The sequence below is a fragment of the Gilliamella sp. B3023 genome (assembly GCF_026536845.1).
GTDB lineage: Bacteria > Pseudomonadota > Gammaproteobacteria > Enterobacterales > Orbaceae > Gilliamella > Gilliamella apicola_E.
This window is the reverse complement of record NZ_JAFNNH010000003.1, coordinates 58,697-85,057: the sequence shown is the minus strand read 5'-3', so window position 1 is coordinate 85,057 and position 26,361 is coordinate 58,697. Positions and strand designations below refer to the sequence as shown.

Below are 26,361 nucleotides of genomic sequence, written 5' to 3'. Positions count from 1 at the left end.
AGTATCTTTGAGGAGAATTTAAATGGAACAAACAATGCGTTGGTTTGGACCTAACGACCCTGTATCATTGGACGATATTAGACAATCAGGGGCAACAGGAATTGTTACAGCTTTACATCATATTCCCAATGGTGAAATCTGGACAATCGACGAAATTAAAAAACGAAAAAAAATGATTGAAGACAAAGGTCTAACTTGGTCAGTTGTTGAAAGTATTCCTGTTCACGAAGAAATTAAAACCCATTCTGGCAACGTTGAACAACATATTGCCAATTATCAACAATCAATTCGTAATTTAGCCGCTTGTGGTATTGATACTGTTTGTTACAATTTTATGCCAGTATTAGACTGGACTCGCACCGATCTAGGTTATGAATTATCAGACGGTTCAAGAGCTCTACGTTTCGATCAAATTGCTTTTGCTGCATTTGATATTCATATTTTAAAACGACCTAATGCCGAAAAAGATTATTCACAAGAAGATCAGATTTCAGCAAAAAAATATTTTGAAAATATGACGCAAGCCGATAAAGATAAACTTGTTGGAAATATTATCGCTGGGTTACCAGGTGCCGAAGAAGGTTACTCACTAGATCAATTTCGAGCACATCTTGCAACATATGACGGTATTGATAAAGCTAAATTACGTGAGAATTATGCTTATTTCTTGAAAGCTATCGTTCCAGTCGCCGAAGAAGTTGGCGTTGTTCTGACAGTTCATCCTGATGATCCTCCTAGACCTATTTTAGGTTTACCACGCATTGTTTCAACTATTGAAGATATGCAGTGGATAAAAGAAACAGTTGATAGCATTCATAACGGATTCTGCTTCTGTACTGGTTCTTATGGCGTTCGTAGCGATAATGATTTAGTTACAATGGCTGAAAAATTTGCTGATAGAGTTCACTTTATTCATTTGCGCGCAACAGTTCGTGAAGATAATCCATTATCTTTCCACGAAGGTGATCACTTAGCAGGTGATGTTGATATGTATGGCGTAATTAAAGTGCTTATTGCTGAAGAAGAACGACGTAAAAAAGCGGGAATCAAACGTTTAATACCAGTTCGTCCTGATCATGGTCACCAAATGCTTGACGATCTTAAAAAGAAAACCAATCCAGGTTATTCTGCAATAGGACGCTTAAGAGGTTTAGCGGAAATTCGCGGCGTTGAATATGCGATTAGACGTGCATTTTTTGAATAAAGACTAATCGCCTTTGACTAGAGAAGCCCATAATATTGGGCTTTTTTAATTTGAACATAAAAATAGCGTGATATACACGCTATTGTTCTTATATAGTTAGAATGTCTTTATTTTACATCATGATTTTAAATATTTATTATCGATATTTTTTATTTAAAGCAACGCCACAAAGATAGCCGAATAAGCACTGCTTAAAAAAACATCATATTAAAAAAAGAAATTTTACTGTCTATCCAATTATTTATTCAAATAAAATATAACCAATAATTGGTGAACCAAATACTACTATTATTTTTAGTCGCTGTATTGAGTTATTTATTGAATTTGTGATGTATATCACAATACTTTCTCAAATTGGTATAATAAGTTTTTTGATTGTCGATAGCTTTAATTAATTTGAAAATATGAGCTATTGAATAAAAATATATTTCTAAAACCCTAATAGCATTATTACAAAAAATGCTATTGATTCATTGTTGCTTTGACACAATTTATATTTAACAGCTATACTTTAAGGGATATTTTCTACATCTATATCGTTAAGCAGTTTTTTAATAAGCAGTTTAAACATAAGGGGTGTAAAATGGGTATCTTAAATAATATTTTTTCTAAAATATTTCCAAGCGCACAAGCCGCTGTAGGTCATGCAAAAGATGCAGTGAAAGAGCAAGTTGATAAAATCACTGACACCGTTAAAGGCAACACATCAAGTAACAACACAGATAGTAATACAGACCAAAATCAACAAAATACATCAGAAAATAAAAATCCGATTTCTGAAATCGATGTGATGTCAATTTTAGATAATTTAGCTAAAAAATTTCCTGAAAAACTTAACTGGAAGACATCAATTGTTGATTTATTGAAATTATTAGGTATTGATAACAGTTTAGATGCACGTAAAAAATTAGCAACTGAACTTAATTATACCGGTAGTACAGACGATACAGCAGCAATGAATACATGGTTGATTAAAGAAGTTATGAAGAAAATTGCTGAAAAAGGTGGTAACGTTACTCACTTATTTTCTTAGTCTGGAATGAATACGTGATTTGTCATCCACCTGTTAATCAGGTGGATTTTTTTTATTTAGTTGAATACAGAAAATATTAATCTTAGCAAATTTAAGCTTTGAATGAATGCAAACGATTCATTGCACTTTCTACTCCATCTTTCAGTAAGATATCTGTGCAATATACTGATTCATCGATTGCTTTATCAATTAAATCTTGTTCTGGTTTAGATGGTTTATTTAATACATAACCAACTACTTTATTCTTATCACCAGGGTGTCCAATACCAATTCTTAACCGATAAAAATTCAAATTATTGCCAAGTTTATTTGCAATATCTTTCAATCCATTATGACCACCATGACTACCACCAAATTTTAATTTAGCAATACCTGGATTAAGATCTAACTCATCATGAGCAACTAATATCTCATCAGGCTGAATTTGATAAAAAGAAGCCATTGCTTGAACAGCTTTACCACTTAAATTCATAAAGGTAGTTGGTACTAACAAACGGACATCATGACCATGAATATTAATCCGTGAGCTATATCCAAAAAATTTAGGATCAATTTTTAGCGGTTGGTTATAACGTTCAGCAAGAAGATCTACATACCAAGCACCTGCATTATGGCGAGTTGCAGCATATTCGTTACCTGGATTAGCTAAACCTACAATAAGTTTAATTGTTGTCATAATAGTCTGTCGTCAATTATTATTAGCAAAAAAGCCCCTAGAAGGGGCATTTATCTAATTCAGAAAAAAAGATTATTGATGGAACATTGCTGAAATTGATTCTTCGTTACTAATACGTCGAATTGCTTCAGCAAGCATACCTGATAATGTAAGTTGGCGCACATTTTTCAATGCTTTCACTTCTGCTGTTAATGGAATTGTGTCACAAACTACAATTTCATCAATGGCAGAATCTTTAATGTTACTTACCGCTTTTCCTGAGAAAATAGGGTGAGTTGCATAAGCGAAAACACGTTTTGCACCACGAGCTTTCAATGCATCAGCCGCTTTACAAAGTGTTCCGGCAGTATCAATCATATCATCAACTAAAATACAATCTCTGTCGGCTACATCACCAATAATATTCATCACTTCTGCTTCATTTGCACGTTGACGACGTTTATCAATAATGGCCATGTCAGTATCATTTAAAAGTTTTGCAATTGCACGTGCACGAACAACACCACCAATATCTGGTGATACCACGATTGGGCGTTCAAAATCACGTTGTAACATATCTTCTAAAATTACAGGGCTACCAAATACGTTATCAACAGGTACATCAAAAAAGCCTTGAATTTGTTCAGCATGAAGATCAACCGTTAAAACCCTATCTACACCAACAGTTGATAAAAAGTCTGCAACAACTTTAGCTGTAATAGGCACACGGGCTGAACGCACTCGACGATCTTGTCTTGCATAACCAAAATAAGGAATAACAGCAGTAATACGACCGGCAGATGCTCGACGCATCGCATCAATCATTACTAGTAATTCCATTAAATTGTCATTTGTAGGCGCACAAGTTGATTGGATAATAAAAACATCTTCACCACGGACATTTTCATTAATTTGGACATTGACTTCACCATCACTAAAACGGCTAACAATAATATCACCAAGAGAAGTATAAAGACGATTAGCTATACGTTTTGCTAGTTCGGGTGTGGCGTTACCAGCAAAAAGCTTCATATCAGGCACGAGAAATCCTCAAGCATGTAATCATGATTACATAAAACGTAATCGGTTAAATCGGAGTGATAATTATATAATCATTTACAGATCATCCTCAACTACATTATAAAAAATTATTACAAATATTTTATATCTATCACAATAATATATAGAAATATAAGTTAAAATGATGTTTTTTGAAGTAGATTAAAAATCGGTTAAAATACTGTACCACAAAGGTGAATAATTACCTTGATAAATCATTTAATACTAACAGCAGACACACAATGAGTGAACAATTAAAAACGAATAATCAAGAGACAGAATCTAAACGAACAATACGTAGTTTTGTATTGAGACAAGGCCGCTTAACTAAAGGGCAGCAACAAGCTTTAACTCATTTATGGCCTATATATGGCATTGAATATAATGCACACTCACAAATCACTTTCGAAAATGACAAACCGCTGGTTCTAGAAATCGGTTTCGGTATGGGTGCATCATTGATTGAGATGGCAAAATCCTCACCAGACAAAAATTTTATAGGTATTGAAGTCCATCGACCTGGCGTAGGCGCTTGCTTAATGGCAATCGAAGAAAATAAATTAACCAATTTAAAAGTAATGTGTCATGATGCAGTTGAAGTATTAGAAAATATGATACCTAATGAATCATTAGATAAAGTTCAAATTTTCTTCCCTGACCCTTGGCATAAAGCAAGGCACAATAAACGCAGAATTATTCAACCTGAATTTGTTAAATTAATTCATGAAAAATTAAAAGTTGATGGAGTATTACATTTAGCTACTGACTGGCAACATTATGCTGAGCATATGCTTGAAGTATTAAGTCAAGCTGATGGGTTTAAAAATTTATCTACAACAAATGACTATATCCCGAGACCTGATGACAGACCTATTACCAAGTTTGAAAAACGTGGGCAAAATCTAGGGCATGGTGTTTGGGATTTGCAATTTATAAAAAAATAATGGTGCCTAGGAGCCAATATGCAAAATGAAACTATCGATTTAATTTGTCAGCGCCGCTCAATTCGGTCTTACAAATCAACACCACTGACTAATGAACAGTTGGAATCAATTTTTCAAGCGGCACAATCGGCTCCGAGCTCTAATTTTCTACAATGCACCACAATTATCCGAATTACAGACAGCGATAATCGTTCAAAGCTAGCACATTATTCAGGAGAGCAAAGTTATATTAATCAAGCTCCTGAATTTTGGGTATTCTGTGCCGATTTTAATCGCCACTTTCAAATTGATTCAACTATTCCACTTGAAAAAGCTGAGCAGCTTTTAGTTGGCTGTATCGATACGGCACTTATGGCGCAAAATGCCGTTATTGCAGCACAGTCATTAGGTTTAGGAACTGTTTTCATTGGTGGATTACGCAATAATATTTCGAAAGTTACCGAATTACTTGCATTACCTAAATATGTCCTTCCTTTATTTGGGCTTTGTATCGGTTATCCTGATCAAAATCCAGAAATAAAACCAAGATTACCGAAAGAATTAGTGTTTTTTGAAAATTACTATCAACCAATAGATGATCAACTATTAGCAAAATACGATACTCAAATGAGTGAATACTATAGTCATCGACAGACAAATCAAAAAGCAAGTGGTTGGAGTGATAAAATTGCTGAAACAATTATCAAAGGGCAAAGAGATTTCATTTTAACTTATTTGCATGAACAAGGATGGATAACTAAATGAACAACACTCAATATCAGTTAGACAAAGTCGTTATACTAAGTCGCCATGGCATACGTACTCCATTAGAAAACACGATAGCGTTCTTAGAAAAATCAAGCCCTTTTAAATGGCCAATTTGGGATCATGCTTATGGTTATCTAACAACACGAGGGGCCGTTTTAGAAACGTTTTTTGGACATTATCTATCACAATGGCTAGAGCAACGAAATATTAAGCTCTCACCAGAGAATCCTGATATATATGTTTATGCAAATAGCCTTCAAAGAACAGTAGCTACGGCTCAATTCTTAGTTGGCGGTGCTTATGCTGGTTATGACATACCTGTTCATCACAAATATACCATCGAAAAAATGGATCCTATTTTTGATCCAAGTGTACAAGATGACTCCCCAGAAATTAAACAAAAAGTCTTAAAAGATATTAATGATGCAGACAAAGCAGCATCAATTTTCAAAAATTTAGCGCCGGCTTATCAAATCGTGTCGGATATATTAGATTATAAAAATTCGCAATTATATTCTGAACTTAAATGTGATTTTGCTGATATTCCTTATGAGCTTCATTTTGTGAAAAATGAAGAACCCGAATTACATGGACCATTAGCAATTGGAATCTGTGCCGTTGATGCTTTTTTATTACAGTATTACTCTGCATTTCCTAAAGAACAAATTGCTTGGGGAAGAATAACCAGCCAAGAACAATGGCAACAAATAATACAAATTCGTAACCACTATATTAACTTAGTTTTTCACTCTAAAACGATTGCACGAAGTATTAGTAAATTATTAATCAATAAGATAGATGATTTAATACACAGTCAATCTCATAAAGTCAATTTATTGGTTGGTCATGATAGTACTATTGCTGCACTGCTCGGTGCTTTGGATTTTGCTGAATATCAACTGCCTAATCAATTTGAAAATACACCAATTGGCGGAATGGTTATATTTCAACGTTACCGCCATCTACCATCAGGTGAATACTTCTTCAAAGCTGAATATGTCTACCAAAGTTTTGATCAGCTATTTACTGGTGAAGCTATTGATATTAATAATCCACCACAACATTATCAACTTAAGTTGCTTAATGCAGAACAAAACAGTGATGGATTCTACCCATGGCAACATTTTGAAAATAGGCTAAAAGAGTTTCAATAAAATTTCAGATTAGATTGCCGATATGACTTTAAGTTTCAAATCATTAGGCAATCTATAAATATCAGACACATTTAAAATTGTTATTTTAATTTCGCCTCAAAATGTAATCGATACCACAAAATAGATAATAATTTTCATAAGTATCTATTCATTGTATAAAATTTGTTACTTAAAACTTAATTAAAATACTATTAATTACTATTTCAATTAGGCACATATTGAATTTTAATATAACTTATTTGAATGTTATTTAACTAATCCAAAATAATTTAATAAAAATGTAATCGATTTCACAAAATGTTAACTAGATCACTTTTTTTGCATTTTTTTAATGTTATTATCCTGAGCAATTTATAGCTTTTAGTTTATTTCTTACATAAACGATTTCTGAATGATTAGGTAATCATTTAAAGCTTAGCAAAGGAAATTCACTATGAATCAGAAAATTAAATCTGCAATGCATAACAAAAATTATTGGGTATTTAGCCTCTACTTTTTTCTTTATTTTTTCATTATGGGAGCTTACTTTCCATTTTTCCCAGTTTGGTTAAAAATGATAGGTTTAGATCAAGCGGATACTGGATATGTTTTCTCATTTATCTCATTATTTGCACTATTCTTTCAGCCGTTATTTGGGTTGATATCCGATAAGTTAGGTTTAAGAAAACACCTTCTTTGGATTATCACCTTCCTTTTAGTTTTATTTGGACCATTCTTTATATTTATATTAGGTCCTTTACTTAAACTAAATGTTACTCTAGGGGCTACTGCAGGCGGCTTATATCTTGGTATGGTCTTTAGTGGTGGTGCTCCTGCAATTGAAGCATTGGTTGAAAAAATCAGTAGACGTAGTGGATTTGAATTTGGTCGTTGCCGTATGTTTGGTTGCTTCGGCTGGGCGATTTGTGCTTCATTTGTTGGAATCATGATTTCTAAGGATATTAATGCTGTTTTTTGGTTATGTTCTGGCTTTGCCTTAGTGTTACTTATTTTAGTCAAAATAGCCGATCCAGCTAAAACAGCAACCACAGATGTTGTCGACCAAATGGGACTAAATAAACCTGAACCATTTAATTTAAAACTTGCGGTTAATTTACTTAAAATGCCTAAAACTTGGTATTTTATGCTCTACATTATTGGTGTGGCTTGTACTTATGATGTATTTGATCAGCAATTTGCTAACTTCTTCACCTCATTTTTCTCAAGTGAACAAGTTGGTCGTGAAGCATTTGGCTACGTCACAACACTGGGTGAATTTTTAAATGCGACTGTAATGTTTTTTGCTCCAATTATTGTCATGAAAATCGGAAGTAAAAATACTTTACTCGTTGCTGGTGCAATTATGTCTATTCGTATTACAGGTTCAGCATTTGCTAGTAGCGCAGTTGAAGTTATTATTTTAAAAACCTTACATATGTTCGAAGCACCTTTATTGTTAGTTGGTGCATTTAAATATATTACAAAACATTTCCCAATTCGATTATCAGCAACGGTTTACTTAATTGCTTTTTGTTTTGCAAAACAATTATCTATAATGTTTATGTCCACCTTTGCTGGTTTAATGTATGTTAAAATTGGATTTGAAGGGGCATATTTAGTGCTTGGCTTAATTGCATTAAGTTTTACACTTATTTCTGCTTTCACCTTATCAGGACGTGGACCTTTGGATCTTTTCAAAAAGAAAAGCAACGTTGAAATTGAAGAATAGTTAAATAATAACAATTCAAAAAATTAAGGTATCAAAATGAAAATACTAGTAACAGGTGGTTGTGGGTATATAGGCAGTCACACTTGTGTTCAATTAATTCTTGCTGGCTATACTCCTATTATTATTGATAATTTATTTAATAGTAAAGCCTCAGTATTAGAAAGAATAAAAACCATCACAGGAAAATCAGTCGATTTCTATCATGGTGATGTTTGTGATGGAAATTTGCTTGCAAGAATTTTTAAAGAACACGATATTAAAGCTGTTATTCATTTTGCAGGATTGAAAGCCGTTGGTGAATCAGTATATAAACCACTTGAATACTATGAAAATAATGTTTATGGCAGTATTGTTTTAATGAAAGCAATGCGTGATGCTGGCGTTAAACAATTAGTCTTTAGTTCTTCAGCTACCGTATATGGTGAGCTAGCGCCAGTTCCTTACGTCGAAACATTACCACAAGGTTTACCAACTAGCCCGTATGGAAAAAGTAAGCTTATGGTTGAACAATGTATGATGGATTTAGCTATTGCTGAACCTGATTGGTCCTTAACTTTACTGCGATATTTCAATCCTGTAGGTGCTCATCCTAGCGGTTTAATGGGAGAAGATCCGCTTGGCGTGCCCAATAATCTGATGCCTTTCATTACCCAAGTTGCGATAGGTAAACGAGAATCGCTATCAGTATTTGGTAATGATTACCCAACAGTTGATGGCACATGTGTGCGTGACTTTATTCACGTTGTGGATTTAGCAGATGGTCATATTGCAGCACTTAAAACTGATAGAAATAAAGCTGGAGTTCATATCTATAATTTAGGTTCTGGTGTAGGCTTCAGTGTACTGCAAGTGATTAAAGCCTTTGAAAAGGCATCAGGAAAATCACTTAATTGGCATTTCGCACCAAGGCGAGCCGGTGATCTACCTGCATTTTGGGCTGACGCGAAAAAAGCTGAACAACAATTAGGTTGGAAAACAAAGTTAACCCTTGATGATATGGTAAAAGATTCATGGAATTGGCAATCAAAGAATCCGCAAGGTTATCCTGATTAGAGAAATGTTTACATCAAAATTGCAGTAAAACTATAATTAAAGAGGCAAATATGGATATTTTTAACCCAGTTGATCATCCTCATCGCCGATATAACCCATTGACCGCACAATGGGTGTTAGTTTCGCCCCACAGAGCAAAACGCCCTTGGCAAGGTCAACAAGAAACCTTAAATGAAGAACAGAAACCCCATTATGATCCTAATTGTTATTTATGTCCGGGCAATAAACGTGTCACTGGCGATATAAATCCTAACTACACTGGAACGTACGTTTTCACGAATGATTTTGCTGCATTAATGGAAGATACGCCTAATTCACCCGATAGTAACGATCCTCTATTTCAAATCCAAAGTGCCAGAGGAACAAGCCGAGTTATCTGTTTTTCACCAGATCACAGTAAAACTCTACCTGAACTTGATTTACCTGCAATTGAAACGGTGATAAAAACTTGGATCACCCAGCAACAAGAGCTAGGAAAAAAGTACCCTTGGGTACAAGTTTTTGAAAACAAAGGGGCAGCAATGGGCTGTTCAAACCCTCATCCGCACGGACAAGTTTGGGCTAATAGTTTTATCCCTAATGAAATAGCGCGAGAAGATCTCAATATGCGCAACTATTTTCAAAAAAATGGACGAAATTTATTAGTAGACTATGTAGAAAAAGAGTTGACCAATAAAGAACGCATTGTGGTAGAAACAGAACATTGGTTAGCCGTCGTTCCTTTTTGGGCTATTTGGCCATTTGAAACCCTACTATTGCCAAAGAAACATATTGCTAGATTAACAATGCTTAACCAATCTGAGCAAAAAGATTTGGCCTTAGCATTAAAAAAACTGACCTGTCATTATGATAATTTATTCAATTGCTCTTTCCCCTACTCTATGGGATGGCATGGTGCACCGTTTGTGGAAGGAAATACTGATTATTGGCAAGTACACGCCCATTTTTATCCTCCGCTATTACGTTCAGCTACCGTAAAAAAATTCATGGTAGGTTATGAAATGTTAGCTGAAGTACAAAGAGATTTAACGCCAGAGCAAGCAGCCGAAAGACTGCGCAACGTTAGTGATGTGCATTATAAAGATAAGAAGGATAAATAAATGAAAGCATTAATCAATAAAACCGCGCAAGCATTTGAGGATCAATTTGGTTATAAACCCGATACCATTGTACAAGCACCGGGCAGAGTAAACTTGATAGGCGAGCACACAGATTACAATGATGGTTTTGTATTACCTTGTGCCATCAATTATGAAACTGTAATTAGCTGTCACAAACGTTCTGACAACTTAATTAGGGTAATAGCGGTTGATTATAATAATGAACAGGATCAATTTTTACTTAATCCTTCAATTGAAAAACATCCAAATTACCAATGGGCGAATTATGTCCGGGGTGTAATTCAATATATCGTAAAATATTCAGAGGATATTAGAGGTGTTGATTTAGCTATCAGTGGTAACGTGCCACAAGGTGCAGGATTAAGTTCATCCGCTTCACTTGAAGTTGCAATTGGTAAAATGTTTCAGGTGCTTTACGATCTACCTTTTGATGGCAAAAAAATAGCCTTAATCGGTCAAGAGGCAGAAAACAAATATGTTGGTTGCAACTGTGGCATAATGGATCAATTAATATCCGCGCTTGGCCAAGCACAACATGCTTTATTAATTGATTGTCGATCATTAGAAGCATTACCTATTTCTATCCCCAAAGATCTAGCAGTTGTAATCATTAATTCCAACATTAAACGTGGATTAGTTGATAGCGAATATAATACTCGTCGTAAGCAATGCGAAGCCGCAGCCAAAGCGCTAGGTGTAAATGCCCTTCGTGATGCATCATTGGTTGATTTACTACAGATCAAATCCTCACTCGATCCGCTAGTATTTAAACGTGCTCATCATGTCATTACCGAAAATGAACGTACACTTAAAGCCGCTTATGCGCTTGCTAATGAAGATTATCCATTACTCTCAAAATTAATGGCTGAAAGCCACAATTCGATGCGCGATGATTTTGAAATCACAGTACCTGCAATAGACTACCTGGTTAAAATTATACAAGACGTTATTGGAAATGAAGGTGGGGTACGGATGACGGGTGGTGGTTTTGGTGGTTGTGTTGTTGCCTTAGTTCCTAAGAACAAAGTTGATGAGGTAAAAGATGTGGTTAGCCAAAACTATCATAAGAAATTTAATATTAAGGAAGATTTTTATATCTGTCAGCCAAGTGAAGGGGCTCATAAATTATGTCTGTAAAACAAATTATTACCCTTAAAAATAGCCAAGGCATGAAAATTAAATTGTCCAATTGGGGCGCCACTTGGCTTTCTTGTACCATGCAAGTTGAAGGAAAAAACCGAGAACTAATACTTGGTTGCCAATCATTCGAAGAATACGAACAACAAGATGCATATTTAGGTGCTACTGTTGGACGATATGCCAATCGCATTGCAAATGCTGAAATAGATATAGCAGGAAAACATTATCAGCTTATTGCCAATCAAGGCGTTAATCAGTTACATGGTGGCAAATCAGGCTTTGATAAAAAAATATGGAAAATTGAATCACAATCGGAACAACAAGTTACATTTGGATTAATTTCTCCAGATGGTGACCAAGGCTTTCCTGGCGAACTTAAAGTTACCGCTAGTTATACATTAACTGACGATAATCAAGTCATCGTCGAATATAATGCGAGCACAACCAAATGTACGCCAGTTAACTTAACTAACCATGCCTATTTTAATTTAGATGGTGAAACTAATGATATACTTGCACACAGTTTAAAAGTAAATGCTAACTATTACTTACCTGTCGATGCCAATGGTATTCCATGCAATGATTTGCTTGATGTTACTCAAGACGATATGGATTTAAGACAGTTACGAGTTCTATCCGATAATTTGCTAACTAGCCCAGCACGAAAAATCACAGGCGGTTATGACCACGCTTACTTATTAGATAAATCAAAACCAATTGCAGCTCAACTTATATCGTCAGACAAAAAAGTGACAATGGACGTAACAACGTCTTATCCTGCCCTACAAGTCTATACTGGTAACTTTTTAGCCAACACACCAAATCGTCACAATGGTAAATATGCTAATTTTGCAGGAGTAGCATTAGAAGCTCAGTTTTTACCCGATAGCCCTCATCATTTGACATGGCCACAACCAAGCTGCTTCTTAGAACCGGGACAAACTTACCATCACCAAATTACCTATCAGTTTTTTATAAGCTGATAAATTTCTCTTTTTATTATTGATGAAAAATAAATAACTTCATCAATAATAAAAATTCTACAAGTTTAACCATACCTCAAATAGATTTATGATAATAAAAAAAGTTGAGGAACGGGGTTTTTGAACATAAAAAACGAAGATTTTGTACGGTTAAACTAACAATCCAACTCAAAATTAGGTATGATATTCTCCTATTCGCTAATGGATAAGATAAATGAAAAGTAAAAATCTCACGGCTATTTTTCCGGGAACATTCGATCCAATTACTAATGGTCACATTGATCTGATTACCCGTGCATCCCAACTTTTTCCTCGTTTGATTGTCGCAATAGCGGAAAGCCCTAATAAAAAAACGCTATTTACTTTAGAAGAAAGAGTTAACTTAGCCTCAACACCAGTGGAACATTTACTGAATGTTGAAGTGATTGGCTTTGATAATCTTATGGCTGACTTTGCCCAGAAACACGGAGCAACAGTTATTGTTAGAGGTGTGAGAACAACTCATGATTTTGAATATGAAAGACAACTTGCAGAAATGAATCGAGCATTAAAACCAGATTTAGACACCATCTTTTTAATGCCTTCAATTGCAATGGGATTTATTTCATCTACCATCGTTAAAGACGTTGCTTACCATGGTGGTGATATATCCAATTTAGTCCCCTTGCATGTTAAAACAGAGTTATTGAAACGGTTAACATAATATCGATTTATTAATATGGTCAATTTTTATACTCCTCCGAAAAAAAAACTAGCCTCTCAAAAACTGACAGTTACAGTTACAAAATTAGATGCCTTTGGACAAGGGGTAGCAAATCATAAAGGTAAAACAATCTTTATTAAATCAGCCTTGCCGGACGAGACCGTCGATATTCAATTAACCGAAGATAAAAAAAATTACGCTAAAGCCAAAGTAATAAAGTACCATAATTACAGTCAATATCGGGTTAAACCACAATGTAAGTATTTTACCCAATGCGGTGGCTGTGAATTACAACATATTTCGCCAGATCTACAACAACAAGCAAAATATGAAGCACTAATTAAGCTAATACAAAAAGAAACTGGGGCTTTGTTGGAAGATAACACACCTAATATCATTGCTGATCAACCCTATCATTATCGTAGACGTGCTCGGTTATCAATTAATTTCTTCAAAGGTGAATTACTTATTGGTTTCAGACAATCCGAATCGAACAAAATTATAAATATTGACCACTGCCCAGTATTAGTTGAACAGCTAGATGATTTACTCATTCCATTACAATCTTGCTTAAGACAAATCAAACAGAAAAAAGCACTTGGTCATATTGAATTAATTGCAGTTGATAGTGGAATAATTATAGTGTTAAGGCATACTGAGCTATTGACTGAGCAAGATAGTCATTTATTAAAACAGTTTGCTGAAATTCATAACATATCACTCTATTTACATGGTGATAATCTGGTTCATGTTTTTGGCAATAAAGAACATTACTACCTTATCGATCAATTAAAACTAAGCTTTAGCCCACTCGATTTTATTCAGGTAAATAACCAGATTAATCAAAAGATGGTAAATAAAGCACTTGAATGGTTAGATATATCATCAAATGACAAAATACTTGACCTATTTTGCGGCATGGGCAACTTTTCATTACCTATAGCAAAATATTGCCAATCTATTACCGGTGTTGAAGGCGTAGAGGAATTAGTCGAAAAAGCTAAACTTAATGCCAACTTAAATCAAAATAAAATTCAGGCTAAAACCCAATTTTTTACCTGTAATTTAGAAGATAAACAACAATTTTCGATATGGAATCAAACAGTATTTGACAAAGTATTATTAGATCCTGCAAGAGCAGGCGCTTATAATGCTACAGCAGAAATTGTTAAATTATCACCATCAAAAATAGTTTATATTTCATGTAATCCTGCTACATTAGCTAGGGACTGCAAACTCTTTATTGAGGAAGGATACAATATTGCAAAGATTGCTATTTTGGATATGTTTCCACAAACTAAGCATATTGAATCAATGTTGATGTTAACCAGATCAGGGTAATAATTATGGTATCAATTAGAGGCGCCCATCAACAAAATGACGAGCATTATACTCTAACACAGTTTGATGTTGAACAATGGGCTAAACATGAACTTTTATTAACCAATTTTGAATCCTATCAAAAGTTTAAGGATATCTGGGATTTTTGTTTTGAACACAGTGCTGGTGCGCCTGAACAAACCTACTGCTTCCAAAATGCAATTGAGATGGTTGAGATTTTATCAACCTTGAACATGGACATTAACAGTTTATGTACAGCCCTTTTACTGCCATTCCTTGATACTAAAATTATCCGCCGAGAAGATCTGCCTGAAAATTTCGATCGCGACATTATTCACATCCTTTCCAGTGTTATCAAAATGAAGGATATCAGGCAACTACGAGCCATCCGTAATGGACATGCAACTACTGAGCAAATTGACAGTATTCGTCGTATGTTATTGGCTATGGTAAATGATTTCCGTAGTGTGGTAATAAAATTAGCAGAGCGTATTACTTATTTACGTAATCTAATGAATGCCCCAAAAGAAGATCAAGTCCTCGCAGCTAAAGAGTGCTTTAATATCTATGCTCCTCTAGCCAATCGATTAGGAATTGGGCAATTAAAATGGGAACTTGAAGATTTTTGTTTCCGTTATTTACATCCAGATCAATATCGTTTCATTGCTCATAAGTTACATGAAAAACGATTGGATCGTGAATCATACATTAATCAATTTGTTAAGAATTTACAGGATATGATGAATAAAGATCATATTCGTGCTGAAGTTTACGGTCGTCCAAAACATATCTATAGTATATGGCGAAAAATGGAACGCAAACATCTACAATTTGAAGAATTATATGATATTCGAGCTGTGCGTATAATTTGTGACCGAATTGAAGATTGCTACAATGCATTAGGGATTGTGCATAGCCATTATAAACATATTGCTAAAGAATTTGATGACTATGTGGCTAACCCCAAACCCAATGGTTATCAATCGATCCATACGGTTGTTTATGGTCCACAAGATAAAACTATTGAAATTCAAATCCGTACTGAACAAATGCACAATGATGCTGAATTAGGTGTAGCCGCACACTGGAAATATAAAGAAGGCAGCACGGATAAAATGACGGCTTACGATCAACGAATTTCTTGGTTGCGTAAGTTATTAACATGGCAACAAGAAATGTCCGAAAGTGGCGAAATTCAAGAAACCGTCCGTAGCCAAATTTTTGATGACCGGGTTTATGTATTTACGCCTAAAGGTGATGTAGTCGATTTACCAACTGGTTCAACCCCTTTAGATTTTGCATATCATATTCATAGTGATGTTGGACATCGTTGTATCGGCGCCAAAGTGGGTGGTCGTATAGTTCCGTTCACTTATATTTTGAAAACTGGCGATCAAGTTGAAATTATTACTCAGAAACAACCAAATCCAAGTCGTGACTGGTTAAATCCTAATACGGGATTTGTTAATAGCAGTCGCGCTCGAGCAAAAATACAAGCTTGGTTCAAAAAGCAAGATAGAGATAAAAATATTGCTGCCGGACAACAAATTTTAGAAAACGAGCTAGAGCCATTAAATATTAGCTTAAAAAGTGTCGAAAAAATTCTTATTAGTAAATACAATGCCCACTCTTTTGATGAGGTACTTGCTGGGATAGGTAGTGGTGATGTTAGGATTAATCAACTTGTTAACTTCATTAATGCCCAATTTAATAAACCGACAGCAGAAGAAGAAGATGAAGCTGTTCTAAAACAAATTACCCAAAAATCAACATCTCAAGCTAAAAATACAGGAAAATCGACCGCTATAAAAGGTGGTGAAATTATTATTGAAGGTGTCGACAATTTACTTTACACCATTGCTAATTGCTGTCGACCTATTCCTGGCGATCCGATTGTTGGCTTTGTAACACAAGGACGAGGTATTTCTATTCATCGAGCTGACTGTGAACAATTGCAAGAGTTAAAAAATCATGCTCCAGAGCGCATTACTAGCGCTATATGGAGTGGCAATCACAATTCAAGTTATACAATGGTTGTTAGAATCATAGCTAACGACAGGAGTGGTTTATTGCGAGATATCACCACTATATTGGCTAACGAGAAAGTAAATGTTTTAGGTGTCTCAAGCCGAATTGAAATGAAACAACAAATTGCGACTATTGATATGGATATGCAAATTTTTGATCAAGATTCACTTGAAAGAGTATTAAACAAAATTAAACAACTTCCAGATGTAATTGAGGCAAAACGGTTTCAAGGGTAGCTATTGATTAAGTTGCCACTAATTCTAGGTGGCAACTCATTTATTTTAATTGATTCGTTTTTTCTAGAATCTCAAATTGATAATCATATTGATTTTTTTCATCAGCTTTATGTTGTTCTGAGTGAATTTGTCGCCATGCTATTTGAGAATAATCTGGAAAATAAGTATCACCTTGTAATTGAGCATCAATATGAGTTAAGTAAAGACGGTTAACTAAAGGTAATACCTGACTATATATATTACCCCCACCTATAAAAAATGCCTCTTCAACCGACCGTTCATTGAGCAACGATATTGCTTCATCAACCGATTGAACCCAGCTAACATCAGAGTTTATTGAAGCTTTGTTATCAGCTTGACGACTAATGACAATGTTATGGCGATTTGGCAATGGTCTACCAATAGACTCAAACGTTTTTCGCCCCATAATAACTGGCTTATTTAATGTATTTTTTTTAAACCATGCTAAATCTGCTGGCATATGCCACGGCATTTGATTATTTAACCCAATAACTTGATTATCCGCCATGGCAACAATAATACTTAATATCATATTAGTTCCTTCACACATACCCTAAGGATTTTATACGCTCATTCACATTGTCAGGGAATATAGTCTGCTGCCAAAGTCTTTGACTTAAAGATAGTAATGATTCTTTTTGACCTGAAACAATCCAATTAGCTAACTCGGTCGCCACATCTGGATAAACAACTGGTTTCGGAGAAGGCAAGCTAACCCAATATTTAAGCTTCATGCTATTTAGATTTTCCATCACCGTTGCCATATCCAAAGATTGCAAACATTGAGCATTATAAACTTGTTCAAATTGACCTGCTACTGGCTTAGTTAGAATCTTCTTCCCTAAAGATAACGCTTCAGATATTAATGCAAATCCAGTATTTGAAATAATCCCAGAACAACTAAGCAAAGCTTGCGTAAAATTATCTCGGCTTAACGGTTGTAATAATAAATTCTTACGCTCTGTAACTTGTTTTACATCGGGATGGAAACAACAAAATTGATATTGTGGAAATTGAGTAACTAATTCTGCAATTTCATTTAAATCTTCAAAAGGTAAATACACAACAATTTTACCATCTTCAGTTGGTACAGTTTCAAATGAATCAATCATTGGTGGAATTAGTTTATGACCAAAGTGAAACCAATGTAAGCCAATTGGTTTTGTAACAGGTGCATAATATTTCATAATAACATTGGCTATCATGCCGTATTCTTTTGGCTTAAGGTAATGGCAGACAGATTGGTTACTAATCCCTAAACATTCTCGATTTTGATAATGTGCAGCCCATGCACTTACTGGCTCAAAATCACTAATAATGCAATCATATTTTGATAAATCGAGATCACGAACATCTTTAATTAACCTAAAGGCGCGAATTTTTTGGATAGTTTTTCGATAATTAATTTTTCCATTAAGTGTTGCAAAAGATAGACCGCTAAATGTTCGATAATTGCCAAAGGCCTGCATATCAAAATAATCTTTAGGATCACGACCACTGAAAATGTAATCAACATCAGCACCAGCCTTTTTTAAAGCTTTCGCTAAAGTTCTACTACGACTGATGTGGCCATTTCCTGTTCCTTGAACTCCGTAAAGAATTTTCATATCGTTTTTAATCAGAATATTATTTTTATGCAAATATGATACCAGAACCATTTATATTTGGCTTATTTATTTTATGATTATAACAAATAAATGAGTAAGTGATATTTATCATTAAACGTTTGAACAGCTTTAATTCCTTGGTATTAAAATCAAATTTTTATATCAAGAGTTAAAACTGTATAAATTTGCTGCTATTTTTAGTAAAATGGATTCGAGGAGATTAATTGTGTGATGAATAATGTCGCAAATCATTAACAAGAAGCAATTTTATATTTTAATTATATTGGCAATATTTTTGCTTTTTTCTTCTATTGGGCATTTTTCTCTAATTATATCTAAACCTTGTTCAGATCATCATTCACCAAATTTAATATCATCTCAGGTGAACGCAAATCTTAATTATGCAAATACAGATTTGCCGACTTCTAAATCAACAAAATCTTTTATTGGTAAATCGGTTAATCATTGTGCCACTTGCAGTACAATTATAACTAATTATATTGTTAATTTTGATTATCCGATTCATAGTGAACAATATCTACTTACTAAATTTATTCCTGAATATAAAGAATTTATTCCTGAGTTAAAGCCACCAAAATTTATCTAATTTACGCAGTTAAATATTAGTAATAAGTACTGGAAATCAATAACACAATCTCACTTTTTATAGTCTTGACGGTTGTATGCAGGTTATTGTTTAACGTAATAAATAATTATAGGAATACTATGAAACGCCGAAATTTTATAATGAATATTACCGCTGCTGTCGGTGGTTTAATTGCAACTAAAGCCATAGCCAAATTGGATAATTCACCAATGTCTGACATGGTTTGTGATGTTAAATCTGATAATTGTGATAAGGGGGACAACATGCACGATCATATGAATATGAATATGAATATGAACATGAATAACAACATGCCACAAAAACTGTTATCGACTACAGCGCTACCACACGGTAAAAACTTACCCGAGTTAACTAATTTAAAAAATACCAGCACCCAAGCTGGCGTATTTGAAGCAACGCTACATTTAAAACCGGTTAAAATAGCCTTAACACCGGAAATTACCACCGAATTTTGGGCATATAATGGCATGATTCCTGGTCCGAAAATCGAAGTATTTGAAGGCGATCATGTTAAAATAACCGTTAAAAATGATCTCTCACAGCCAACAACCGTTCATTGGCATGGTTTGCTGATTCCTTCAGATCAAGACGGCAACCCGCAAGATGCTATTCCGGCAGGTGGCAGCAGAGTTTATGAATTTACCATACCGGAAGGCACAGCCGGAACCTATTGGTATCACCCACATGGACATAATACCGTTGCAGAACAAGTCTTTCGTGGTTTAGCCGGTACCTTTATTGTGCGCAGTAAAAATGATCCGCTTGCTTCGCTACCGGAGCAACATTGGTTCTTTTCTGACTTAAAATTAACTGAAAACGGCGAAATCGCCGAAAATTCCATGACCGACTGGATGAATGGGCGGGAAGGACAATTTGTGTTAATCAATGGCGCTTACCAACCCAATATAAAAGTAGAAGGAGCAACCAGAGTCAGAATCTGGAATGCGTGTTCTGGCCGATATTTAAATCTATCAATACCGGATTGTGATGTCTTTTTAGTTGCTACCGACGGCGGTTTCATTGCCGAGCCGCATCAACTCAATAAACCGTTATTACTTACTCCGGCAGAACGGGCTGAAGTGGTTATCGTTCCGAAAAAAACCGCCAGTCTTTATCTGCAAAACATCGGCTACGATCGTGGCAAAATGGGAAATGTACCGCCGGAACCAAACATCATTCTTTCACAGCTCCAGTTAACTCAAACGGCCAGTACAGTTCTACCAACGCATCTAAAACAAGTACCCACTTTAGGCGAAGCCGTCGCCAAAAAATCACTTGAATATACTGAAGTAATGGATAAAAGTGAGCCTCGAGGTGGTATGCTATTTTTAATTAATGGCAAACGGCATGATATGTCACGAATCGACTTGGAAAGTAAACTTCACGATGTTGAAGAGTGGACAATTGTTAATAACTCACATATGGATCACAATTTCCATATACATGGAGCGCAATTTATTGTGCAATCTCGTGAATTAAATGGCACTAAAACTACACCCGAGTTTGTTGCTTTGAAAGATACCACTAACTTACGCCCGCACGAAACGCTTGTTATTAAAATTCAGCAAAATATGCCGGGACTACGTATGTATCACTGTCATATTGTAGAGCATGAAACGCTGGGTATGATGGGGCAATTAATGGTTAAAGAATAATGAAATAAATTACCCACTTTCAAAAAAAGATCGTGGGTATTTTTTAATAAATAAAATAATAAAATTTAATACATTTACTAATAAATAATAATAGTTTTTCATTTTGGCAAAAAATGCTAAGATATTATAGTTATGACCTTGATTAACTACTGGCAACAAATTAGTAAACGCCTCATCATCAAAACAGCCCTATCGCACTTATTATTAGGTGTAATCGCTGCTGGGTTCGGTTTATATGAGGAAAATGCATTACCAGTTCAATCATCTTCTACACAGGTTGGTATTATTGCTATAACAGCAATAGTACAAGATCACCAAGCACCAATAAGAACAAAATCTCAAACTTCATCTTTGTTAAAAGAAGAGCATTACGATAAGCAAATTATCTCACTCAATTATGATGAAGTTACTCCAAATACCGTTATTCGATTATCACCATATAATGGAATAAGAGCGGGTCCTCAAGCTACTGCTTAACGTGTTTTTATATAATTACATTAATTTATTAAATAAGGTTTATTCCTTATTAGTCCCATTATAAAAAAAGAATAAGAGAACAGTTATGTTATTAAAATTATTAACAAAAGTATTCGGTAGCCGTAATGAACGCGTTTTAAGATCTATGCGTAAACGTGTTGAAAATATTAATGCTCTTGAACCATCTATGGAAGCGCTAACCGATGATGAACTTAAAGCAAAAACCAATGAATTTAAGCAGAAGATTGCAAATGGTACTAAGTTAGATGACATATTAGAAGAAGCTTTTGCAGTAGTTCGTGAAGCAAGTAAGCGTGTATTTGGTATGCGTCATTTTGATGTCCAACTCATTGGGGGCATGGTACTTAATGAGCGCTGTATTGCCGAGATGCGTACTGGTGAAGGTAAAACATTAACAGCTACATTACCTGCCTATTTAAATGCATTAACCGGTAAAGGTGTACATGTTGTAACTGTTAATGATTATTTAGCTCAGCGTGATGCAGAAAATAACCGCCCTCTATTTGAATTTTTGGGCTTAACAGTCGGTATCAATTTACCTAACATGCCTCCAGAAATAAAACGTGATGCTTATAATGCTGATATCACTTATGGTACGAATAATGAATATGGATTCGATTATCTACGCGATAATATGGTGTTTAACAAAGAATCACGTGTCCAACGACCGTTACACTATGCTTTAGTCGATGAGGTTGACTCAATTTTAATAGATGAAGCAAGAACTCCATTAATTATCTCAGGTCAGGCTGAAGATAGTTCAGATAAATATATCAGTATTGATAAAATCATCCCTCATCTTATTAAACAAGAAAAAGAAGATTCAGAGCAATTTCAAGGAGATGGCGATTTCTCAATTGATGAAAAATCACGCCAAGTAAATCTTACTGAACGAGGTTTAATTAAAGTTGAAGAACTATTAATAAAACAAGGAATTATGAAAGGTGATGAATCACTTTATGCACCAAGTAATATTGTGTTGATGCACCATGTCAATGCAGCTCTTCGAGCTCATCATTTATTCCACCGTGACGTAGATTATATTGTTAGGGATAATGAAATCATTATAGTTGATGAACATACAGGCCGTACAATGGATGGTCGCCGTTGGTCGGATGGTTTACATCAAGCAGTAGAAGCTAAAGAACATGTAAAAATTCAAAATGAAAATCAAACGTTAGCTTCTATTACCTTCCAGAATTATTTCCGCTTATACGAAAAATTAGCTGGTATGACCGGTACAGCTGATACTGAAGCCTTTGAATTTAACCAAATCTATGGCTTAGATACCATTGTTATTCCAACCAACCGTCCAATGGTTAGGAAAGATTTACCTGATCTTGTCTATATGACAGAAAAAGAGAAAATTAATGCAATCGTTGCTGATGTGCAAGATTGTGTCAAACGAGGACAGCCAGTCTTAGTAGGTACTGCTTCAATTGAGAAATCCGAACTTGTCTCTCATGCATTTAAAAAAGCAGGGATTAAACATAATGTACTTAATGCTAAATTCCATGCTCAAGAAGCTGAAATTATTGCTGATGCAGGTAGTAAAGGCGCTGTAACTATTGCAACAAATATGGCAGGTCGTGGTACCGATATTATGCTTGGTGGTAATTGGCAAAGTGAAGTTGCAAAATTAGAAAATCCAACTGATGACGATATCCAGAAAGCTAAACAAGCATGGCAAATTAAACATGAAGAAGTCATTCAACTTGGTGGGCTTTATATTTTAGGTACTGAACGTCATGAATCTCGTCGTATTGATAACCAATTACGTGGACGTGCTGGCCGTCAAGGTGATCCAGGTGTTTCACGTTTTTACTTATCATTAGAAGATCCACTTATGCGTATTTTTGCATCAGAGCGTGTTGGTAACATGATGCGTAAATTGGGTATGAAAGAAGGTGAAGCAATCGAACATCCATGGATCACTAAAGCTATTGCTAATGCTCAGAAAAAAGTTGAAAGCCGCAATTTCGATATTCGTAAACAATTACTTGAATATGATGATGTTGCAAATGATCAACGTAAAGCTATATATAGCCAACGTAATGATTTATTAGATAACGTAGATATAAAAGAAACTATTGATTCTATACATGGAGATGTATTTACCACTGTTATTGATCAATATATTCCACCACAATCTATTGAAGAAATGTGGGATATTCCTGGACTTGAAGCAGCATTAAAAAGTGACTTTGATTTAGATTTACCAATTGCAAAATGGCTTGATGAAGAACAAAATCTTCATGAAGAAACTTTACGTGAACGTATTATACAACTTGCACAAAATAAATATCTTGAAAAAGAAAATATTGCGGGTTCTGAAGCCTTCAGACAGTTTGAAAAAAGTGTTATGTTGCAAACACTTGATACATTGTGGAAAGAACATTTAGCAGCAATGGACTACTTACGCCAAGGTATTCATTTACGAGGCTATGCACAGAAAGATCCTAAACAAGAATATAAACGAGAATCTTTCAACATGTTTGCAAGCATGTTAGATACATTGAAATATGACGTAATTGGTATATTAAGCCGAGTACAAATTCGTTCACAAGAGGAAGTTGAAGAAGCTGAACGCCAACGCCAAGCTGAAGTCGAAAAATTAATGGCTAAGCAGCAAGCTAATCATGAATCAATCGGTGGCATGGGCAATGATGAACAATCAGCAAACTCACAACAACCTGTTGTTCGTGCTCAGGCAAAAGTTGGCCGTAACGATCCTTGTCCTTGTGGATCAGGCAAAAAATATAAACATTGTCATGGTGCTGTTAATTAAATCAAAAATTTAGTATGATAAATAATCATTGATGTTTAAATAACCAATTAAGGTAAAAACAAATGGGAAAGCAGTTGCTTTCCCAAACTTTAATCACATACAAATTGGATCATGAGAAAACATACTGAAATTGCTGTAGGTATCATTCGTTCGCAAGATTGCCAAATATTTATCACCCAACGCGGTGAAGACTCTCATCTTGCTGGTTTTTGGGAATTTCCTGGGGGAAAAATCGAAGCCGGCGAAACACCTTATCAAACTTTAGAGCGTGAAATAGCAGAAGAAGTTGATATTCATATTCATCAATCACAATTTTTAAAAACTTTTGAACATAGTTATGATGATCGTGATATCACTATTCATGCTTACCTAGTAGAAGAGTGGGATGGTGTTCCTTTTGCAAAAGAAGGACAACCAAGCCGTTGGATAGATCAGGAAGATCTAAATGCAGATGAATTTCCAGATGCTAACAGACCGATTATCGAAATGCTTAAGAACCTAGACAAACAGATCTAAGTTATTTCCTTATTTAATTTTAATTAGACTCTATAAAAACAATGAAAGAATATAAAGTTGTCATTTATCAAGAAGGGGCTTTGTCTTCATTAGTTTTCGGTACAGCTAATTCAAATGCTGACAAATTTTCCGCTTTTTTAAATAATATTGCCCAAGAAGGCTGGCGCGTAATTACAATGCAAAAAGATATCCGTCGCTTATTTTTATTCTGGCAACGTGAAGCCTATCTAATTGTGATGGAGCGAGATAGAGGACAGGTGAAATAAAAACACGTTTTCTATTTTAGAATTAATAATCACTTCGTAAATAGCTATTTAATGATTTTATAAAATCATTAAAATAATTTAACTAGAAGATTTATTGTGTATTCTTTGTTCAGCCAACGCAAGAAAGATAATCCCAACAATAATAGATAAAGCACCTAATAATCGTGAAATGGTAATTTGTTCGTTAAAAGCAATGACCGACACTATCATTACTGTTACCACTTGTAGGTGAGAAGCAGCAAAAGCTGGACCAACTGGTGCTTTTTGCAATAATACCATCCATGTTATAAATGCACCTGCATACCCAATCATAACTAAATATGCCCAACCATGACTAAAAACTCTTAACAACCAAGCAATATCTGGTTCAAATGGCAACGCTGAAATAGCAGTAAGTTTAAAGCTGGTTTGCCCAAAAGTATCAAAAAAAAGTAGTAAAATAAAACCAATAATATAGAACTTTTTCATTAAGTTAATCCTACTAGTACTACGCCAAGAGTTATAAAAAAAATACCAATTAAACGAAATGGCGTTAAATGTTCTTTAAATAAAACACGCCCAGCAATCATTACTGTAATAATATTAAAAGAGCCTAATAGTATGCTTTTAGACAAAGAAACTTCACTCAAAAAAGCCAACCAAAATACAAAACCGATGAAGTAAGCTCCAAAACCTAACCATAACCACATGTTACCAAATAACTTCTGCCAATAATTTAAACCCTTCTCATCATTAGAAGTAATCGCAGCATATTTGAATGCAATCTGCCCTACCGTGTCACAAGCAATATTAATTAACCATAAAAAAAAGATTAAGGTTGACATGAGTGACAAATTCCATGAATTTCAAGCACACTATGCTTTATTAAGAATTGACTTTGGCTAGCAAGTTGTTTAAGTTGCGACTCGATATTCTCAGAATGTTTTTCGATAATTTGCTGACAATTATCACAAATAAATAAGATTGATATATGCTGAGGATCCTGAAAATGAGGGCAAATGATATAGCAATTGGTTGACTCAACTTTATGAATAAAACCTTGCTCAAGTAGAAACTCAAGAGCTCGATAAATCGTTGGCGGTTTTGCTTGTGGCTCACTAACTTTTAAGAGATCTAAAAGATCATATGCGCTCATAGCTTTATTCGCTTTAAGCATGATATCTAAAACGGTTTTACGCTGAGTTGTCAGCTTAATGCCACGTTTTTTGCATAAAGTTTCAATTTTCTCAATCAGCATATTATGCATTCAGTTAAGTTCCCTTCACTTTATTTG

At 34.8% G+C, this 26,361-nt stretch carries 26 protein-coding genes; 19 read left to right on the top strand and 7 right to left on the bottom strand.

Annotated elements, in window-relative coordinates; all coding sequences use genetic code 11:
• Nucleotides 1-22: 22 nt before the first annotated feature.
• Nucleotides 23-1,204, top strand: coding sequence for a mannonate dehydratase (gene uxuA, locus J3U16_RS02750; protein WP_065734695.1), 1,182 nt, complete (start codon nt 23-25; stop codon nt 1,202-1,204).
• Between the two features lie 583 nt (nt 1,205-1,787).
• Nucleotides 1,788-2,237 carry a DUF3597 domain-containing protein gene (locus J3U16_RS02745; protein WP_267330444.1) on the top strand — a complete coding sequence of 150 codons (450 nt, stop codon included), beginning with the start codon at nt 1,788-1,790 and terminating at the stop codon, nt 2,235-2,237.
• Nucleotides 2,238-2,328: 91 nt separating this feature from the next.
• Here the strand turns inward: J3U16_RS02745 and pth are convergent, their stop codons facing one another.
• The gene (pth, locus tag J3U16_RS02740; protein WP_065563637.1) at nt 2,329-2,913 is read right to left on the bottom strand and encodes an aminoacyl-tRNA hydrolase; all 585 of its coding nucleotides are present in this window, start codon (nt 2,911-2,913) and stop codon (nt 2,329-2,331) included.
• 72 nt (nt 2,914-2,985) lie between these two features.
• Nucleotides 2,986-3,933: a ribose-phosphate pyrophosphokinase gene (locus J3U16_RS02735; RefSeq protein ID WP_086319756.1), complete on the bottom strand. Its 948-nt coding sequence runs from the start codon at nt 3,931-3,933 to the stop codon at nt 2,986-2,988.
• A gap of 260 nt (nt 3,934-4,193) precedes the next feature.
• Between J3U16_RS02735 and trmB the strand changes: the two genes are divergently transcribed.
• The 11 genes from trmB to relA all read left to right on the top strand — a co-directional run bounded on the left by trmB (nt 4,194) and on the right by relA (nt 17,109).
• Nucleotides 4,194-4,895, top strand: coding sequence for a tRNA (guanosine(46)-N7)-methyltransferase TrmB (trmB, locus tag J3U16_RS02730; protein ID WP_065734697.1), 702 nt, complete (start codon nt 4,194-4,196; stop codon nt 4,893-4,895).
• A gap of 18 nt (nt 4,896-4,913) precedes the next feature.
• Nucleotides 4,914-5,639, top strand: a complete 726-nt coding sequence (gene nfsA, locus J3U16_RS02725; RefSeq protein ID WP_267342482.1) for an oxygen-insensitive NADPH nitroreductase — start codon at nt 4,914-4,916, stop codon at nt 5,637-5,639.
• Complete coding sequence (locus J3U16_RS02720; protein ID WP_267331820.1) at nt 5,636-6,796, top strand: histidine-type phosphatase; 1,161 nt, start codon at nt 5,636-5,638, stop codon at nt 6,794-6,796. Before nfsA ends, J3U16_RS02720 begins: the two co-directional genes overlap by 4 nt.
• Before the next feature lie 433 nt (nt 6,797-7,229).
• Nucleotides 7,230-8,504, top strand: a complete 1,275-nt coding sequence (locus J3U16_RS02715) for an MFS transporter (protein WP_256122109.1) — start codon at nt 7,230-7,232, stop codon at nt 8,502-8,504.
• 36 nt (nt 8,505-8,540) lie between these two features.
• Nucleotides 8,541-9,557: a UDP-glucose 4-epimerase GalE gene (gene galE / locus J3U16_RS02710; RefSeq protein ID WP_065563641.1), complete on the top strand. Its 1,017-nt coding sequence runs from the start codon at nt 8,541-8,543 to the stop codon at nt 9,555-9,557.
• 50 nt (nt 9,558-9,607) lie between these two features.
• The gene (galT, locus tag J3U16_RS02705; protein ID WP_065563642.1) at nt 9,608-10,657 is read left to right on the top strand and encodes a galactose-1-phosphate uridylyltransferase; all 1,050 of its coding nucleotides are present in this window, start codon (nt 9,608-9,610) and stop codon (nt 10,655-10,657) included.
• Nucleotides 10,658-11,815, top strand: a complete 1,158-nt coding sequence (gene galK / locus J3U16_RS02700) for a galactokinase (RefSeq protein ID WP_267330441.1) — start codon at nt 10,658-10,660, stop codon at nt 11,813-11,815. It abuts the gene before it with no gap.
• Nucleotides 11,806-12,801 (top strand): galactose-1-epimerase, encoded by a 996-nt coding sequence (galM, locus tag J3U16_RS02695; protein WP_267330440.1) that lies wholly within the window; start codon nt 11,806-11,808, stop codon nt 12,799-12,801. Before galK ends, galM begins: the two co-directional genes overlap by 10 nt.
• A gap of 214 nt (nt 12,802-13,015) precedes the next feature.
• Nucleotides 13,016-13,504 (top strand): pantetheine-phosphate adenylyltransferase, encoded by a 489-nt coding sequence (gene coaD, locus J3U16_RS02690; RefSeq protein WP_065734703.1) that lies wholly within the window; start codon nt 13,016-13,018, stop codon nt 13,502-13,504.
• Between the two features lie 15 nt (nt 13,505-13,519).
• Nucleotides 13,520-14,845, top strand: coding sequence for a 23S rRNA (uracil(1939)-C(5))-methyltransferase RlmD (gene rlmD / locus J3U16_RS02685; protein ID WP_267330439.1), 1,326 nt, complete (start codon nt 13,520-13,522; stop codon nt 14,843-14,845).
• A gap of 5 nt (nt 14,846-14,850) precedes the next feature.
• Nucleotides 14,851-17,109 carry a GTP diphosphokinase gene (relA, locus tag J3U16_RS02680; RefSeq protein WP_065563647.1) on the top strand — a complete coding sequence of 753 codons (2,259 nt, stop codon included), beginning with the start codon at nt 14,851-14,853 and terminating at the stop codon, nt 17,107-17,109.
• Nucleotides 17,110-17,149: 40 nt separating this feature from the next.
• Here relA and folA read toward each other — a convergent pair whose 3' ends face one another.
• Nucleotides 17,150-17,662, bottom strand: coding sequence for a type 3 dihydrofolate reductase (folA, locus tag J3U16_RS02675; protein WP_416379935.1), 513 nt, complete (start codon nt 17,660-17,662; stop codon nt 17,150-17,152).
• A 10-nt stretch (nt 17,663-17,672) separates the two neighbouring features.
• On the bottom strand, nt 17,673-18,770 hold the full coding sequence (locus tag J3U16_RS02670) for an MJ1255/VC2487 family glycosyltransferase (protein ID WP_267342480.1): 1,098 nt from the start codon (nt 18,768-18,770) through the stop codon (nt 17,673-17,675).
• Nucleotides 18,771-18,975: 205 nt separating this feature from the next.
• Between J3U16_RS02670 and J3U16_RS02665 the strand changes: the two genes are divergently transcribed.
• The 6 genes from J3U16_RS02665 to J3U16_RS02640 all read left to right on the top strand — a co-directional run bounded on the left by J3U16_RS02665 (nt 18,976) and on the right by J3U16_RS02640 (nt 25,088).
• Complete coding sequence (locus tag J3U16_RS02665) at nt 18,976-19,344, top strand: hypothetical protein (RefSeq protein ID WP_065563649.1); 369 nt, start codon at nt 18,976-18,978, stop codon at nt 19,342-19,344.
• A gap of 119 nt (nt 19,345-19,463) precedes the next feature.
• Complete coding sequence (locus tag J3U16_RS02660; protein WP_065734707.1) at nt 19,464-21,020, top strand: multicopper oxidase family protein; 1,557 nt, start codon at nt 19,464-19,466, stop codon at nt 21,018-21,020.
• A gap of 132 nt (nt 21,021-21,152) precedes the next feature.
• Nucleotides 21,153-21,497, top strand: a complete 345-nt coding sequence (locus J3U16_RS02655) for a hypothetical protein (RefSeq protein WP_065563650.1) — start codon at nt 21,153-21,155, stop codon at nt 21,495-21,497.
• 85 nt (nt 21,498-21,582) lie between these two features.
• Nucleotides 21,583-24,306, top strand: coding sequence for a preprotein translocase subunit SecA (gene secA / locus J3U16_RS02650; RefSeq protein ID WP_267342478.1), 2,724 nt, complete (start codon nt 21,583-21,585; stop codon nt 24,304-24,306).
• A 111-nt stretch (nt 24,307-24,417) separates the two neighbouring features.
• Entirely contained in the window at nt 24,418-24,822 is a 405-nt protein-coding gene (gene mutT, locus J3U16_RS02645) for an 8-oxo-dGTP diphosphatase MutT (RefSeq protein WP_065563652.1), read from the top strand.
• 41 nt (nt 24,823-24,863) lie between these two features.
• On the top strand, nt 24,864-25,088 hold the full coding sequence (locus J3U16_RS02640) for a DUF4177 domain-containing protein (RefSeq protein WP_065563653.1): 225 nt from the start codon (nt 24,864-24,866) through the stop codon (nt 25,086-25,088).
• A 78-nt stretch (nt 25,089-25,166) separates the two neighbouring features.
• Here the strand turns inward: J3U16_RS02640 and J3U16_RS02635 are convergent, their stop codons facing one another.
• The 3 genes from J3U16_RS02635 to zur are packed head-to-tail and all read right to left on the bottom strand — an operon-like array spanning nt 25,167 to nt 26,334.
• Nucleotides 25,167-25,556 carry a DMT family transporter gene (locus tag J3U16_RS02635; RefSeq protein WP_065563654.1) on the bottom strand — a complete coding sequence of 130 codons (390 nt, stop codon included), beginning with the start codon at nt 25,554-25,556 and terminating at the stop codon, nt 25,167-25,169.
• Nucleotides 25,556-25,912: an EamA family transporter gene (locus tag J3U16_RS02630; RefSeq protein WP_065563655.1), complete on the bottom strand. Its 357-nt coding sequence runs from the start codon at nt 25,910-25,912 to the stop codon at nt 25,556-25,558. Before J3U16_RS02630 ends, J3U16_RS02635 begins: the two co-directional genes overlap by 1 nt.
• The gene (gene zur / locus J3U16_RS02625) at nt 25,900-26,334 is read right to left on the bottom strand and encodes a zinc uptake transcriptional repressor Zur (protein ID WP_065734711.1); all 435 of its coding nucleotides are present in this window, start codon (nt 26,332-26,334) and stop codon (nt 25,900-25,902) included. The genes J3U16_RS02630 and zur overlap by 13 nt, the downstream gene beginning before the upstream one ends.
• Nucleotides 26,335-26,361: the final 27 nt, after the last annotated feature.

Excerpts from the sequence above, each read along its gene's own strand:
- uxuA (WP_065734695.1), top strand. The coding sequence starts at position 23 with ATGGAACAAACAATGCGTTGGTTTGGACCTAACGACCCTGTATCATTG.
- J3U16_RS02745 (WP_267330444.1), top strand. The coding sequence starts at position 1,788 with ATGGGTATCTTAAATAATATTTTTTCTAAAATATTTCCAAGCGCACAA.
- pth (WP_065563637.1), bottom strand. The coding sequence starts at position 2,913 with ATGACAACAATTAAACTTATTGTAGGTTTAGCTAATCCAGGTAACGAA.
- trmB (WP_065734697.1), top strand. The coding sequence starts at position 4,194 with ATGAGTGAACAATTAAAAACGAATAATCAAGAGACAGAATCTAAACGA.
- nfsA (WP_267342482.1), top strand. The coding sequence starts at position 4,914 with ATGCAAAATGAAACTATCGATTTAATTTGTCAGCGCCGCTCAATTCGG.
- J3U16_RS02720 (WP_267331820.1), top strand. The coding sequence starts at position 5,636 with ATGAACAACACTCAATATCAGTTAGACAAAGTCGTTATACTAAGTCGC.
- J3U16_RS02715 (WP_256122109.1), top strand. The coding sequence starts at position 7,230 with ATGAATCAGAAAATTAAATCTGCAATGCATAACAAAAATTATTGGGTA.
- galE (WP_065563641.1), top strand. The coding sequence starts at position 8,541 with ATGAAAATACTAGTAACAGGTGGTTGTGGGTATATAGGCAGTCACACT.
- galT (WP_065563642.1), top strand. The coding sequence starts at position 9,608 with ATGGATATTTTTAACCCAGTTGATCATCCTCATCGCCGATATAACCCA.
- galK (WP_267330441.1), top strand. The coding sequence starts at position 10,658 with ATGAAAGCATTAATCAATAAAACCGCGCAAGCATTTGAGGATCAATTT.
- galM (WP_267330440.1), top strand. The coding sequence starts at position 11,806 with ATGTCTGTAAAACAAATTATTACCCTTAAAAATAGCCAAGGCATGAAA.
- coaD (WP_065734703.1), top strand. The coding sequence starts at position 13,016 with ATGAAAAGTAAAAATCTCACGGCTATTTTTCCGGGAACATTCGATCCA.
- rlmD (WP_267330439.1), top strand. The coding sequence starts at position 13,520 with ATGGTCAATTTTTATACTCCTCCGAAAAAAAAACTAGCCTCTCAAAAA.
- relA (WP_065563647.1), top strand. The coding sequence starts at position 14,851 with ATGGTATCAATTAGAGGCGCCCATCAACAAAATGACGAGCATTATACT.
- folA (WP_416379935.1), bottom strand. The coding sequence starts at position 17,662 with ATGATATTAAGTATTATTGTTGCCATGGCGGATAATCAAGTTATTGGG.
- J3U16_RS02665 (WP_065563649.1), top strand. The coding sequence starts at position 18,976 with ATGTCGCAAATCATTAACAAGAAGCAATTTTATATTTTAATTATATTG.
- J3U16_RS02660 (WP_065734707.1), top strand. The coding sequence starts at position 19,464 with ATGAAACGCCGAAATTTTATAATGAATATTACCGCTGCTGTCGGTGGT.
- J3U16_RS02655 (WP_065563650.1), top strand. The coding sequence starts at position 21,153 with ATGACCTTGATTAACTACTGGCAACAAATTAGTAAACGCCTCATCATC.
- secA (WP_267342478.1), top strand. The coding sequence starts at position 21,583 with ATGTTATTAAAATTATTAACAAAAGTATTCGGTAGCCGTAATGAACGC.
- mutT (WP_065563652.1), top strand. The coding sequence starts at position 24,418 with ATGAGAAAACATACTGAAATTGCTGTAGGTATCATTCGTTCGCAAGAT.
- J3U16_RS02640 (WP_065563653.1), top strand. The coding sequence starts at position 24,864 with ATGAAAGAATATAAAGTTGTCATTTATCAAGAAGGGGCTTTGTCTTCA.
- J3U16_RS02635 (WP_065563654.1), bottom strand. The coding sequence starts at position 25,556 with ATGAAAAAGTTCTATATTATTGGTTTTATTTTACTACTTTTTTTTGAT.
- J3U16_RS02630 (WP_065563655.1), bottom strand. The coding sequence starts at position 25,912 with ATGTCAACCTTAATCTTTTTTTTATGGTTAATTAATATTGCTTGTGAC.
- zur (WP_065734711.1), bottom strand. The coding sequence starts at position 26,334 with ATGCATAATATGCTGATTGAGAAAATTGAAACTTTATGCAAAAAACGT.